Origin of the sequence: Salinivibrio sp. IB574 (genome assembly GCF_001996205.1) — a bacterium.
Lineage (GTDB): Bacteria > Pseudomonadota > Gammaproteobacteria > Enterobacterales > Vibrionaceae > Salinivibrio > Salinivibrio proteolyticus.
On sequence record NZ_MUFN01000001.1, the window covers coordinates 17363 to 31602 of the forward strand.

The window sequence follows — 14240 nt, forward strand, 5'->3', positions numbered from 1 at the left end:
CAGGAAGTTGAGTAGCATGCGCCATCTTGTTGTTGATGGGATTTGGCAGTATGACAACTGAACTGTTTAAAGAATTTACTTTTGAGGCTGCACACCACTTACCGAATGTGCCAGAAGGGCACAAATGTGGGCGCTTACATGGTCACTCGTTTATGGTGCGCTTGTATGTAGAAGGGGATGTTGACCCACACACAGGCTGGGTGATCGACTTCGCTGACATTAAAGCCGCTTTCAAGCCTATCTATGATCGCCTTGACCACTACTATCTCAATGAGATTGAAGGGCTGGAAAACCCAACCAGCGAAGTGTTGGCGCGTTGGATATGGCAACAGGTTAAGCCAAACCTGCCTTTATTAAGTAAGGTAATGGTGAAAGAAACCTGTACCGCAGGCTGCACCTATCGCGGCGAATAAACAAAAGCCGAGTGATAGCACTCGGCTTTTTGATCGATATTCTTCATGTCGTGCGGTCGAACTCGCCCGCGAAGTGTCGGCCGACACCCGAGTTTTTATCTATTTGTGCTAGGCAATGTTTAAATATTTATGCGTTTGTATCGACAAGCGCCAGCCGCGCGCAATACAGATATCAATACACAGCTTAGTGGCGCGCGGCTTTTGACTGACCGGTTGTAGCGCAATGGTTGCCTTTGGTGACGGTGGGCAGTGCTCAAGTAGGGTATCTAACTGTGCAATGTCTTTCTCGGTGCCCACAGGATGTTTGATTTCGTTCGCGCGCGCCATCGCACTGGCCAGTACCGGTAATTTGCCGCGCATATTGATTTTAGGTGATACCGTGACCCAAGTCTGCGGACTGGCTTTAACCTCGTACGTACCACTGGTTTCAATTTGGCACTGACACCCAACCGCTTCTAGCGCGTTGGTTAAGAGTTCCAAGTCGTATAGGCACGGCTCTCCCCCAGTAATCACAATGTGTTTAGCCTGATAGCGTTGGGTGATTTCTGTCGCAATATCTTTCGCACTCAGCCAGCACCAAGCAGGCGAGTCTTCTGACTTATCGATAATAAATATCTTGTCTTGCTGATCGTTATCATCGGTTTCCCATGTTTGCTTGGTATCGCACCAAGCGCAGCCGACAGGGCAACCTTGCAAGCGGACAAAGACGGAGGGCACGCCAGTAAATGTGCCTTCTCCCTGAATAGTTTCAAAAATTTCGTTTACTCGGTACATCATGCTTTCTGGCGGTTCGATTCGACGGCGCATTATGCCAATTTATCCTCTGCAGATCTTGCTTTTTCACGATTGATTGGATTTTTACCATAGTTACTAAATCGTATGGTTTCGTGAGGCTAAACGCGATTTTCACACCTGAAAGTGATAGATATCACGCGGCGACCTAATTGTGCTTCACAATTAGTTCGCAAAGTAAAAAAATTCAATTATACGCATCATCATGAATAGGATCGCCAGATCCCAGCAGTAATAGGACAGGGCATGATTATTGGGCAGCCGGGGCATATTGATCATATCAAGCGCAAAAATGCCGGCACAGTTTACAACTTGATCGACCGCTTTGGGCCTATCTCGCGCATCGAGCTTTCCAAACGCAGCCAGCTGGCACCTGCCAGCATTACTAAAATTGTCCGTGAGCTAATGGACGCACACCTTGTCAAAGAAACACAAATTCAAGAAACCAGTATGCGTGGTCGGCCCGCCGTTGGGTTGATGCTGGACAATGACGGGTGGCAATTCTTATCGATGCGTTTAGGCCGCGGCTACCTAACGATGGCTTTGCACTCGTTAAGCAGTGAAATTCTGATACAAGAGCGCCATGAGTTGGCGGTTATGCCTCAAGAGGCCTTGCTAGCGACCGTTGTCGAGTACGTTAAAGCCTTCTTTTCGCGTCATCATGAAGTGGTGGACCGCGTGACAAGTATCGCGGTGTCTTTGCCAGGCTTAGTGAATAGTGCGCAAGGAACGGTCATTCAAATGCCGCACTTTGAGGTTAGCCATATGCCATTGGGGCCCGTCCTGCATCGAGAAACAGGATTACCCGTTTTTGTGGGTAATGATACCCGCTCGTGGGCGCTGGCTGAAAAGTTATTTGGTAACGCAAAAGAATCAGATAGCGCGGTGCTGATTGCCGTTCATAATGGTGTTGGGGCTGGGATCATCCTAGAAGGAAAAGTACTCCAAGGGCGCGTGGGGAATGTGGGTGAGCTGGGTCATATTCAAGTGAAGCCATTTGGTAAGCGATGCTTTTGTGGCAACTATGGTTGCTTGGAAACCGTTGCAAGTTTGGCCGCGGTCATTGAGCAGGTAGAAACCTTGCTCGCAGAGGGGCACCCTAGTCAATTGCGCGGTAAAACCCTCACTATCGACGTGATTTGTGATGCCGCCGTCGCCGGTGACGCGTTGGCGCAACGCGTGATTACAGAGCTTGGTCATCACCTAGGGACAGCGATCGCCATCGTGGTGAATTTATTTAATCCGGAAAAAATATTATTCGGCGGCGAGTTTAACCGGGCTAAATCGGTGCTCTATCCAGCAATCATGGAATGCTTAAAGACGCAAACCATCCCCTTATACAGCCAAAACTTACTGCTGGAAGAAAGTTATTTCTACACGCAAGCGACTATGCCGGGCGCTGCGATGGTGAAACAAGCCATGTACGACGGCAAACTACTCATGAAGGTACTGGAAGGCTAAGGCTAGGAACGAGGCTATAAACGAAAAAAGCAGGTGCCAAGCACCTGCTTTTTGTATCAAGCCTGAATGGGAGCGCTATCCGCCTTATGCCGATAAAACGCCCTTTATCGGCTTATCCGTTTTTACGCTCTTCACCCATACAGGCTGCAGCAGTAAAGACTACGTCTGTTGAGCTATTAAGCCCCGTTTCTGCCGAATCTTGCAACACACCAATGGTAAAGCCAACACCGACCACTTCCATGGCAATTTCGTGCGGGATACCAAACAAGTTACACGCCAGTGGGATCAGCAAGAGCGAGCCGCCTGCAACGCCTGAGGCACCGCACGCAGACACTGCGGCAACAATGCTAAGCAGAATTGCAGTGGCAATATCCACTTCAATTCCCAAGGTATGTACAGCGGCGAGTGTAAGAACCGTGATGGTGATTGCCGCGCCACCCATGTTGATCGTTGCCCCGAGTGGAATCGAGACAGAGTAAGTATCTTCATCAAGTTTTAGCTTACGGCACAACTGCATATTCACAGGGATGTTCGCGGCTGAGCTACGGGTAAAGAAGGCGGTAAGGCCACTTTCACGTAGGCAGCGGAAAACCAGTGGATACGGATTTTGGCGCGTTTTATAAAACACGATCAGTGGGTTAACGATCAACGCGATCGTTGCCATACTGCCAAGGAGCACGCCAAGCAAATGAATGTAGCCAAGCAGCGCATCAAAACCACTTTGTGCCAAGGTGTTGGCGACAAGGCCAAAAATACCGATGGGCGCAAAACGGATCACGAAGCGCACAATCATAGACACGCCTTCAGACACGTCAGAGAAGACGCGTTTGGTCTCGCTTGATGCATGGTGTAAGGCAATGCCCAAACCAATCGCCCACGCGAGAATACCGATATAGTTACCGGACATCAGAGCGTTGACTGGGTTATCGACAATATTAAACAGCAAGGTGTTTAGTACTTGGGTAATGCCTTCCGGTGGCGCGACAGCTGCATCGGTTGCGGCAAACTGTAAGGTCGTCGGAAACAAAAAGCTCATGGTAACCGCGGTCAAGGATGCCGCCAGCGTGCCGAGCAGGTAGAGGAAAATAATCGGGCGCATGTTGGCGCGCTGACCTTTCTTTTGGTTAGCGATAGAGGCAGCAACCAAAACGAAGACCAAAATGGGTGCAACTGCTTTCAGTGCGCTAACAAAAAGCTTACCAAGCAAACCTGCTGTGCTCGCCAACTCAGGCGACAGATAGGCGAGTACGCCCCCAGCAAGAATACCTATAACGATTTGAAGTACCAACGAGTGACCTCGGCTGATACTGGCGAGTTGTGTTTGACTCATGTGTGTCTCACTTCACTGTGTTTTTTATCAATGGCTGTTAATGAATCGTTAGAAGTGGGGAATTAAACCAGTTTGATTCACCCTATGTAAAGTGAAAATTGATAGTTTGCACTAGTTAGGTGGGATTCTGTCAGTCAGTTGGCATTAAATGAAAGTTTCTTTAGTGTAATTATTCTGTTATCACGGCGCTAGATGTGAGGAAATCGTTTTAATGCGCCGAGCATTTGTACGCATTTATTGTCTTGAACAGCATAAAAAAAGGCGGCTTTCGCCGCCAAAGATAGGATAACAACTAGCACAAGGATTTTTAGTAAATCGCATGACCCACGGTATTAAGTAGTTTACTCACGCCCTTAGTGAAGTGCAGTGGCGCATTCGCGACCGTGTAACACAGACACCCGTCTTTGGTGGAGGGGGTGTGATGATGTCGACTATCCAACAAAATAAAGTCACCCGGCGAGTATTGCCCGCTTTCATCTTCAAAGGTGCCATCGAGTAACAGCGTCAGCTCATAGCCTTTGTGTGTATGGGCTGGAACCGAGCCGCCTTCGTCGATATGTAAGAAACTCGCACGTGTGGCGCCTTCTTCAAGATTCAGCCTTGCGCGTTGCACCTTGCCGAATGATAACCAATTCGAATCACTAAAACGCTGCAGTGCGCGTGGTAGTGTGTAGGTTTTGTCTCCAACCCGAATCTCGTTAGAGCGAGCGACTTGAATGCGTGATGCCTCGTCTTGTTCAGGGGCGTCGAAAATCGCACTCATCATGTCCGCTTCTAGATCATCGTCCCAAGGCAGAGTGCCTGCTGCGAACTCGTGCTCGGTCTCAGCCTCTTCAAACGCGGCTAATGCTAGCGCTTCTTCTTTCGCACTCACATGCTCACGGCATTGTTGACATAATTCAACGTGTGCAGAGAGAGCAATCGCCATGGATGTCGGTAATTGGCCGGCTGCAAAGGCATCCAGCAGTTCGGAAGAAGGATGATATTTAATCATTGTTGACCTCCAGATGATTGCGCAGCTTCTCGAGCCCGAGTCGCAAACGCGACTTCACGGTCCCTAATGGAACATTAAGTTGGTCCGATAGCTCTTGGTGAGTGAGTTGCTTTAAGTACACACTTCGATTGCACCTTACGAAGCATATCGAAGCTGATGTTACGCATGATGGTAAACACCCAGGTCGTTGCCGCCCCCTTCTCCGCGTTGTAAAGATGGGCTTTTCGCCACACCACCAACATGGTCTCTTGGACCAGCTCCATCGCCTGTCCGTCCGCGCGCAGATGTTTGGTTCCATAAGATCGGATCTTCGGGCCAAAAAAGCGAAACAAACGCTCAAAGGCGACACGGTCTCGCTGTTCCGCAACGCGTAATAATAGCTCCGACAACTCTTCCTTCGTCACGTCAGTCATTGTGGTGCGTGTATTCCGTCTCGAGGTTGAAGCTTCAGTATACATGGTTTGAGGCGCAGTCATAGTTGAGTCCTATCTGTCAGTGCCGTCCATCTGACACCCCAATACGCACCACAAATCATTTGGATCACTCGACGTGTTCTTCAAGCAGTTGGTGAATGAATTGCTTGGCCTCATCGGCAGAGTCTTGTGCGATAAACCATTGTTTTTGCGCACTCGTGAGGGGCAGAATCTCTAACCAACGCTGACACGCCCAGGTGACATCCTCGAAATGAGGCTGTTCATACTGCTCGGCGTGGTCAGGATGAGCAGCAAATATGTGCTTGAGGCTGGTGGCAATGCGCGCTTGCACCTCATCGTCCGTATTATCGACATAATCATCGTGTGGCCAATCATGCAGGGTACGTATTTCACCCAACCACAATTTGTCGGGCGCTTGTTCGGTTGACATAATTTCCACCCGTTGTCGGCCCGCAATGGTTATGCCCAGCAATCCATCGGGAAGCGTCTCGAAATCAACGATATCGACCAAAGTACCGTATTTATAAAGCCGCTGACCTTGCATCATTGCAAGGACAAACCCTTCTCCGTTGGCGGTACATTCGCGTACCAACCGTAAATAGCGGGGTTCAAAAATACGTAGTTTTGCTCTGCCACCCGGTAACAAAAAGAGGGGCAAAGGAAACAGCTTGGTCATATCCGCGCCTCCTGATAATCGATTGAACATGCTGACTAATACGCGCCCTTAGCGACAAGCGATCAAGCGTCCAGAGAATCGCATAAACAATGATTGACATATTCTTCTTATTTGGCAGTATGGATGTCTAAATGGCTTTTCGGAAAGGATTACCGATTGATGAAATCTCTACGTGCTTCTTTTATTCTCATACTCGGACTCACGCTGGTTGGCTGTTCAGAATCACACGATAAGGTGATCAAAATTGGCGCCACAGTGGGGCCGCATGCACAGGTGGTTGAAGCGGTTGCTGAGCAAGCAAAAGCTGAGGGGATTGCGGTCGAGGTAGTCGAATTTTCCGACTATATTTCCCCCAATGCTGGCTTGGCGGATGGCAGCTTAGATCTAAACAGTTACCAACATCAGCCGTTTTTGGATAACTATAACCAAAACAACGGTAGCCAGTTGGTATCGATGGGACGTTCCATTTTGATGCGGATGGGGATCTACTCTGATCGCGTTGAGCATGTTGATGCGCTGCCGAATGGCGCACAAATTGCGATTCCCAACGATCCTACCAACGCGGGACGCGCATTGCTATTGCTGCAAGAGGCGGGGTTAATTACCTTAGCCGACAGTGTCGGCTTTAAAGCTACCTTGCAAGATATCATCGCCAATCCTAAACAACTCGAATTTGTTGAGGTTGAGGCGGCACAACTGCCACGCAGCTTGCAGGATGTCGATGCGGCGGCGATCACCATGAACTATGTGATGTCATCGGGATTAAGCCCGAGTGAGCAAGGTATTTTCTTGGAGTCGAAAAATGCTCCCTTGGCGGTGATGGTTGTGGCCGCCCGCGAAGAAGATAAAGACAACCCCGACCTACAACGTTTGGTAGCGCTGTTTCAGTCTCAACAAACCCGTGACTTTCTTGAAAAGACATTTAAAGGCACGATTGAACCCGCTTTTTAAATGCGCGTCGCGCTCAATAATTAAGATGCCCGATTCGTGAAACCGTAGGAAATTGGATGCAATCGGCTACTCGTCCATTTAATTGGTCGCCCGTATTGCTGGCATGCTTAACCGTCAGCATTGGGCAGTTCAGTATGGGATTGGTCTTCCCGTCTTTGCCGTGGATAGCCCGAGACTTTAGCCTCAGTATGGATGATGTCCAGCTGCTGATCTCTGCCTATCTACTCGGCTTTGGGCCATCACAGTTTATCTACGGGCCGATCTCGGATGCACTTGGCCGTCGCCGCGTGTTATTGGCTGGGGTATTGCTCTCCTTGATTGGTTTAACCGTGATGGTGAGCTTTAGCGCCAGTTTCACCGGTTTGGTCATTGGCCGCTGCATTCAAGGAATGGGCACCGGTTGCTGCGCTGTGCTCTCACGTGCCTTTACCCGTGACTCGTATTCGGGGGATCAGCTTCCGCAAGCCATGTCATATCTAATCATGGTCGCCTCATTTACGCCTATTGTGGCTCCTGTGATTGGCGGGTTCGTTAACCACAATCTAGGCTGGCTGGCGATTTTTATTTTGTTAATGGTGTACACCAGCTTGGTGTGGTGCGTGTTGTTTTTCCTGTTCAAAGAAAGCATGCTCGCTCGTTCGCCGTTGCCTAATGTGAAGGTGATCCTCGGTCGCTATGGCGCATTGCTAAAAACACCGTATTTTCTCTATTTCGCCAGTATTAGCTGGGTGAATTTTACCTTGGTGATTACCACGGTGTCGCTGATGCCATTTTTAATGCAAGAGCGCATCGGTATGACCTCGGATCAATATGCGCTGTGGGCGCTTATTCCGACATGTGGTTTATTGCTGGGTAGTGCGCTGGTTTCGCGCATTCGGCCGCGTTTGGGTACCAAGCGTATGCTACTAATGGCACCCGTGATGCAGCTCATCTCTGCGGTTTGGTTATGGCTGACTCCGATGGATCCTTTACTGCTGATGATAGGGCAGTTCTTTATGGTGTTTGGCAACGGGATTGCGCTGCCGTGCGCTCAGTCTCAGGTGATGCAACCTTACTCTAACCAAGCCGGCACCGTCGCTGCGCTCTCCGGTGGTGGACAGATGATTATTTCCGCGTTGATGAGTATGGCGTTATTGAGTTTGGGCGTTAGCGAAGCCTGGCACCTTGGTGTGGTGGTGGGCGTGTTTGCGCTGCTTTCTGTTCATAATATCTTTCGCGGGTTTGCGGCTCCGAAAGTTAACGTCGCCAGTACCCCGAGTGAGGCATCATGACAAAGTCACAATTCGAAAAGGGCATGCTTCCATTGATAACTCCGCGCCTAAGCATGCGGCCAATGATCAAAGCAGACTGGCCGTTGTTCCACCGCCTACACACCGACAACGCCGTCATTGCGCAATGTTTTGATCCTATGCCACTGGATGAGATTGAAGCCCGATTTGAGCAACGGCTCACACCCTGGTCTCCTGACGCTAAGCACTGGTTGTGTTTGGTGATTGTAGAGACGGCGACGCAAACGCCAATCGGCGTCACCGGCTTTTTGCTTGAGCAGGATGTCGCTGAAGTCGGCTATTTACTGTTGCCGCCTTATCACGGGCGAGGCTATGGGACTGAGTCTTTGCAGGCTGTCACCGATTTTGCCATCCATCATGGTGATGCGCGAATCATCAACGCGACGGTAACCGCCGGTAATCTTTCCTCTGCGCGCGTGCTAGAAAAGGTCGGGTTTCAACTCAGCCGTATTGATCCTGATGCTTTTGCAATTGGCGGTGTTTGTTACGACGACTGGATCTACACCTACACCGCAGTGTGATTTACGTGTTTCCCGCAGACCACTGATTTTGTTTTTGTTCGTTGACCTCAAGTTATCTTGAGGTTTTATCCTTACTCTCGATGTTTAGCTTTCCAAGCTCAGTTTTGATAGCACGGATAAAGGGAATGAATGATGACAACAATCGAACACGTCAATATTACTGTGGTGGACATGGATGCGGCGTTGGCGTTTTTGGCGGTGGCTGTCCCCGATTTTAAAATTCGCCAAGATGCCCAATCGCCAAAAGGATATCGTTGGGTACATGTGGGCAATGAACACTGCTACTTTGCACTGCAAGAGCCCAACCCAAGTTCAGAGCCCAGCATACAGCCACGCAGTGCCTATAAATCTCAAGGCGTGAACCATATTGGCCTGATCATTGATGACATCGATACCATCCGCGAACGCCTACTTGAAAAAGGTTATCAACCCAATGGTTCAATGGCGCACGAAACCCACCGCAAGCGAATGTACTTCTATGATAAAGCCGGTTTTGAGTGGGAATTGGTCGCTTACTCATCCGACAAAGCGGAAGAAAGATATCTCTACGAGTAACGCAAAAAGCTGCACTGCTCGCTTTCCCAGATAGAAACACACCGCCTCATATACAACGGGGCGGTGTGTGTTTATCCCAGCTTTATTACATCATAGCTTTTTCTATAAGAGAGAGGCTAGGAACAAGAAACCATCCCCAGATTCCGATGCAGTTGACCCACATAAACAACCTAAACTTTTTAGATTTAGTTGTCACTCGATGTCTTATGAACGGGTAGGCTAGCCAGTAGCCAAATAATCTAGTCCCAATAGAATAGGACATTTGATAGTTCCATCTAATATAGCCTTTTTCGTCATAGTATTTATCTAGATTCTTGGCTAACTGCTTATCGATGAAAACAATTCTTTCAATGCTTCCTAGCGAGACCATTGCGCTCATAATTACTGCAGGAACAGACCATATGATCACATATGCAGCAAATATTCCTGTAATAATAGTATAAGCGTGCCCAAAAAAGTTATTCAAAGCCAATCCTCTACAAAGTATTCACTCAGCTCTTTAAGGTCGATAACCTTTTCATAAAGGATATTCTGCAACCAAAGCTATCGATAAGCCTCATGTTACAGGAATGGCGGCTAAAGCCATTCCTACCCGAATTTACATGGCTATTTTTCATTAACCTAGGGCTACAATAATTTTGCTATAATCGTTATACATAATGTTAAAAAAAACAACCAAAATCCAATGCAATTCAACCACATAAATGCATTAAACTTCCAAGAATAAACTTTCGCCCTATAACGTATAAAAGGGTACTTTAAGCAATACACCATGAATCTTGTCAAGATATTATAAGACATCATATTCTGATAATCAGAGTGAAGTTTATCAACATCTTTTGCTAACTGTTTATCCATAAAAACAATGCGTTGAGGATCTCCTAAGCTCAATACGGCTCCCGATATAGCACCTACTACACACCAAATGACAAAGTACCAAAATATGACTATTGACAATAAGGCTAAAACTAATTTAAGAGTGATCATCAAAAACTTTCCTGAATGACTTAGAGTTGCTATTGCCCCCACTGATAAGCAATATAAATAATATCACCGACATTCTTTCCTATAGTAGCACCAGTGACACCACCTACAACAAAAGCCATTAGTAAACCCGACCTCAGCCGTATAGGGTTCAGGCTCACACCCGCTTAAGAGAATCCTTAGTAAAAGAGATAAAAGGCTGTCCATTTAATCATTGCCGAATACCTGACGTTTGGGTTGGCATCAATTGACAGCTAGATCTATTGCGGAGAGTTTGCCTTTTCCAATTGTTGTGATGTCGCAGCGTCAGCTGAAGGAAAAGGAGTTGGAGAAGATTCGCCTTTGCCATCAAAGAGAACGACCACATCTGTCTGATTTTTAGGTGAACGAACGACCCATCCGTTTGGGTCTGCTCCCTGTTTAGGCGTGCAGTCATCGTACATATCAACGCACGATTTTGAGTAGAAGACCCGTACTCTAGGGCCATCAACAATCACCTCCATCGAACCATAGTCACGGTCGAAATTTTGGTAATAATTATCCATTGTTTTCATTTTGGCTTCGGCATTATCTGGAATGGGAGCAGATATGCGGTGATGAGGTGTAGAGCTGATGTCATCGTCTGCAAACCCCCATCCTTCTTCCCATTCGCCTTCAATGTATGCGGGAGCGTCTATACGCCCACCTGAGGAGTGAGCGCCGGGGTAACCGCTCACTCCACCCATGGCAAAGTTGGCTTTACCGCCAGACACGGTTGTAATTGTCATTTTATAGACAGAGTGCCTACCTGTGGAACTACCATTCGTAAAACCAACTACAGCAGTATAAGGCTCAGGTTCACAGCCAAAAATAGCCAACGATAAGAGTAGTGGTAAAAAGGCTTTCCATTTAATCATTGCCGAATACCTGACGTTTTGGTTGATTATTACTGTCGATGCTCAATGCGTTAACGGACCTATCAATTACACTTTCGTAGCCAGGATTGATCAAGGAATCATGGGGGCGATGAATGTATCGTTGCTGTAATTTTGGTTCTTTATTTCTCCACTGAGTACTGACAGAACCGGTTGAAATACTTTTGATTTCCTCCCAAAGGCTTTCAATAAACGTGTCGTTATTGTAGTCAATCGAAGAGAGATTTTTCTGCGCTTCAATAACATTTGGGAGCCACCGAATTCCTTGCTTTTCGGCTTGCTGTTTCATCCGCTCAAAAGTGAGCCCTGCCAGTGCATTGCTGGTTGGGACAAAATGGTAGTAATGTAGCTCACCGTTGACGAGCTTGACTTCACCATGGATGTCGTGCTCTTCTCGCGTTTGTTGTTGCCAAGCTAGATTCTCTTGCGCAAGCTTCTGTTGAGCATAGGCGGCAAGTTCATGGGCTGATTTAAACTTTTGAATATCAGATTGATACTTATCATAAAGTGATGTTTTATGGGTAAGTTTTCTATGATAAGTAGAGTCTACAGGTTGGTTGAGGCGCGCTGGTAGGTCTGTCCTGCCATATTGGTTTTTAGATGGGTAGCCACCGCCAATATCAGTGTGACAGCCGGGGAATACTTCTTGACAGAAAATACCGTCACTAAAGGCAACCGCTTCGGTGTGGCCTTTCCCTAACGAGGTTAATGGAAAGTTCTCACGGTACTCATGCTGTGCACAAATCTGGAATACTTTTTCTGCCGCATTTGGTTTGAGGCCAAGCTTATATTCCCCTTCGTCATTGTTACCGGGCATATAAAATGAGCCTACGGTATCAAAAAGGCCCACAAAACGAACAGAAATACGGCGCTGTGTATCTGCCGCATAAAATTCATCGGATAGGGAATCAAACCGCTTATAGCTCTCATTGCCCAGCAAGTTTGGATAAATCTCGCTCGGGTTTTTGCTTCTTTCGGGATTGCTATAGTCAGGAAAACCGGCCTCTAGTGCATTGACAAAATGCCTTGCCAATGCGGCACCGCGGCTGAATCCAAACACATCAAACTGAATGTGATTGATTTTATGATATTCGGTTCCAAGTCGGCGAATAATACCGTTAACTTCTTTTAACAGTGTTTGCCACTTCCACAATCCACCGGTGTCATCAAACACGCCAAAAGCTTGTCCAGGGAAGAGCTTCTCATCACCACCCGCATCAATGATTGGGTTACGCTCTCCGGGGATAATGGGAATATCATCCACTGTGCCTACCCCAGAGACATAAATTTTAGCTGATTGGCCATCTTGTTCTGGGTACGCCTCAAATAGGCGAGCAATATTGGTACGCGACTTATTGCCGTACGTCTCTTTGTATTCATCATTAGGGCTATTTTGCCCTGTACCATCAAAGAAAACCCCAATACGCAGTGTCCGTTCGCGTTTTAGGTTGACGACTGGAAGCTCTTTTTCGACGGTTTTTTCGTCGCTGATTGCTTTAACCGCAGAATTAAGTAAACAACGCTCGCTGTAGTCGTAAAACGTATTTAATGGATGATTGAACCAATCTGGCGATATGGGTGGAAAGCCGTAAGAAGCGGTTTGAGTTTGCTTTTTCTCCGTCGGCTGACTAACCGTTAGGCTATCACCCACGGCCAACGACATCGGTTCAGCGTGATACTGTGGGTTCAACTCCAACAGCTGCTTAGCGGACAAGCCATATTGAGCGGCAATAGCAGGCCATGATTCACGTTGGCGGGTAGTCGGATCAAACTTAACGGTATGGGTTAATGGTTGCGCTGAGTCACCAGTTTTATCGCTATCCGACTCTGCCGGTGAGTCGTCTCGATTCGCAACGGCTTGCTTAGGGGCGGCGAGCAAATCGCTGATAGATAGCTTTACGCCGTTTTCTGCTAGCCATTCATCATCTAAATTATCGAGCTCTTCACGGGTAATTGCTTCTTTGAGATAGACGAGGTGTTGGTCCTCGACGTTTTTTCCACCCAATTTCCAATAAACCAAGATAGCACTCTGGTGCTTGTTAAGGCCTTGGTCATGATTGAGTTTTTCATGGGTAGAACGCGTGGCATAAAACTGCCACTTGCCATTGCCTAACAGCTTATATTCTTGAACAAGGCGCTTTTGGTTGAAGTGATAATAATATCCCTCTGTGGGTAAACCGAGTCGTTCGCCCAACTGAATAGAGGGCGTCACCGGAATAAAGGCTTCTCTGACCACAGCGGAACCTTCAGGCTTCATCACTACGTGGTCAGGAACACTCACACCCATGGTGTCGGCAGAGATTTTAGCCACTAGCTTTTTAGGCTCATCAAATGCGGCGTAAGCGGTGTACTTAGTACCGTGTTCGGTAGGCTTAGTTTGCCACTGGCCAATCATGCCTTCTTGCTCAGTTTTCGCTAATTGGAAAGTACAGCCTACGGCCTTACGAAAGGTGTCGTCAGAGGCTGCAATCTCAAAGCAGTACTCATATTTCAAGGCTGGCGGCACGTCTGAACGGTCAGGCTTTACTGGCTCAGGGACATAGGTATCTTCGATATTTGTTGTCGCAGCTTGCGAGCTGTCATTCGCGCTACCCGAACCAGTCGCTCCCGCTGCAACATTCCCAGATTGATTCGCTCTAGCAGAAAGAGCCGATTGGGCTTGTGGCGAAAGCGTTGTGTTAGTGCTCGGAGCAACGGACCATATCTTGTTAACGCTATCATGCACCATCGCTGATTGCTTCGGCGCATCGGTCAGTAATACATACTCACCGCTATCAAGCTTTTCCTTAAACTGAGAAAAGCTCACGCCATCAGGGATGATACTGCTGACATCGCGCTCGCTCAGCGAGCTGATATCGCCCTCTACTTGACTAAACTCATACGCCATAAGCTCAGTCAATTGCACTAATTTGTAAGTCACCTTTCT

General features: G+C 47.8%; 13 protein-coding genes and 1 pseudogene. 6 read left to right on the forward strand and 8 right to left on the reverse strand.

Annotated features, from left to right (window positions below; all coding sequences use genetic code 11):
- Positions 1-50: 50 nt before the first annotated feature.
- Positions 51-413, forward strand: coding sequence for a 6-carboxytetrahydropterin synthase QueD (gene queD / locus BZJ17_RS00080; protein WP_069587130.1), 363 nt, complete (start codon positions 51-53; stop codon positions 411-413).
- 108 nt (positions 414-521) lie between these two features.
- Here queD and queE read toward each other — a convergent pair whose 3' ends face one another.
- A complete protein-coding gene (queE, locus tag BZJ17_RS00085) occupies positions 522-1187 on the reverse strand; it encodes a 7-carboxy-7-deazaguanine synthase QueE (protein ID WP_077639463.1) in 666 nt (221 codons plus the stop codon).
- A 264-nt stretch (positions 1188-1451) separates the two neighbouring features.
- Here queE and BZJ17_RS00090 point away from each other — a divergent pair, with 264 nt between their 5' ends.
- Positions 1452-2666, forward strand: a complete 1215-nt coding sequence (locus tag BZJ17_RS00090) for an ROK family protein (protein ID WP_077639381.1) — start codon at positions 1452-1454, stop codon at positions 2664-2666.
- 112 nt (positions 2667-2778) lie between these two features.
- Here BZJ17_RS00090 and sstT read toward each other — a convergent pair whose 3' ends face one another.
- The 4 genes and pseudogenes from sstT to BZJ17_RS00110 all read right to left on the reverse strand — a co-directional run bounded on the left by sstT (position 2779) and on the right by BZJ17_RS00110 (position 6100).
- Positions 2779-3996, reverse strand: a complete 1218-nt coding sequence (gene sstT / locus BZJ17_RS00095; protein ID WP_069586844.1) for a serine/threonine transporter SstT — start codon at positions 3994-3996, stop codon at positions 2779-2781.
- A 307-nt stretch (positions 3997-4303) separates the two neighbouring features.
- Positions 4304-4990: a ChrR family anti-sigma-E factor gene (locus tag BZJ17_RS00100; protein WP_069586845.1), complete on the reverse strand. Its 687-nt coding sequence runs from the start codon at positions 4988-4990 to the stop codon at positions 4304-4306.
- A pseudogene (locus BZJ17_RS00105) lies at positions 4983-5403 on the reverse strand (sigma factor). Before BZJ17_RS00105 ends, BZJ17_RS00100 begins: the two are co-directional and overlap by 8 nt.
- Before the next feature lie 127 nt (positions 5404-5530).
- The gene (locus tag BZJ17_RS00110) at positions 5531-6100 is read right to left on the reverse strand and encodes an LON peptidase substrate-binding domain-containing protein (RefSeq protein WP_069586847.1); all 570 of its coding nucleotides are present in this window, start codon (positions 6098-6100) and stop codon (positions 5531-5533) included.
- Positions 6101-6259: 159 nt separating this feature from the next.
- On the opposite strand from BZJ17_RS00110, the gene BZJ17_RS00115 reads away from it, so the two are divergent.
- The 4 genes from BZJ17_RS00115 to BZJ17_RS00130 all read left to right on the forward strand — a co-directional run bounded on the left by BZJ17_RS00115 (position 6260) and on the right by BZJ17_RS00130 (position 9416).
- Complete coding sequence (locus tag BZJ17_RS00115) at positions 6260-7051, forward strand: MetQ/NlpA family ABC transporter substrate-binding protein (RefSeq protein ID WP_077639382.1); 792 nt, start codon at positions 6260-6262, stop codon at positions 7049-7051.
- A gap of 56 nt (positions 7052-7107) precedes the next feature.
- Positions 7108-8322 (forward strand): multidrug effflux MFS transporter, encoded by a 1215-nt coding sequence (locus tag BZJ17_RS00120; protein WP_077639383.1) that lies wholly within the window; start codon positions 7108-7110, stop codon positions 8320-8322.
- Entirely contained in the window at positions 8319-8861 is a 543-nt protein-coding gene (locus BZJ17_RS00125) for a GNAT family N-acetyltransferase (RefSeq protein ID WP_077639384.1), read from the forward strand. Before BZJ17_RS00120 ends, BZJ17_RS00125 begins: the two co-directional genes overlap by 4 nt.
- Before the next feature lie 129 nt (positions 8862-8990).
- Entirely contained in the window at positions 8991-9416 is a 426-nt protein-coding gene (locus BZJ17_RS00130) for a VOC family protein (RefSeq protein WP_241836728.1), read from the forward strand.
- A gap of 85 nt (positions 9417-9501) precedes the next feature.
- Here BZJ17_RS00130 and BZJ17_RS17325 read toward each other — a convergent pair whose 3' ends face one another.
- From BZJ17_RS17325 to BZJ17_RS00150, 3 genes are all read right to left on the reverse strand, one after another.
- The gene (locus tag BZJ17_RS17325) at positions 9502-9852 is read right to left on the reverse strand and encodes a hypothetical protein (RefSeq protein ID WP_108743757.1); all 351 of its coding nucleotides are present in this window, start codon (positions 9850-9852) and stop codon (positions 9502-9504) included.
- 808 nt (positions 9853-10660) lie between these two features.
- On the reverse strand, positions 10661-11296 hold the full coding sequence (locus BZJ17_RS00145) for a hypothetical protein (RefSeq protein ID WP_077639387.1): 636 nt from the start codon (positions 11294-11296) through the stop codon (positions 10661-10663).
- Positions 11289-14234 carry a DUF2235 domain-containing protein gene (locus BZJ17_RS00150; RefSeq protein WP_108743758.1) on the reverse strand — a complete coding sequence of 982 codons (2946 nt, stop codon included), beginning with the start codon at positions 14232-14234 and terminating at the stop codon, positions 11289-11291. Before BZJ17_RS00150 ends, BZJ17_RS00145 begins: the two co-directional genes overlap by 8 nt.
- Positions 14235-14240: the final 6 nt, after the last annotated feature.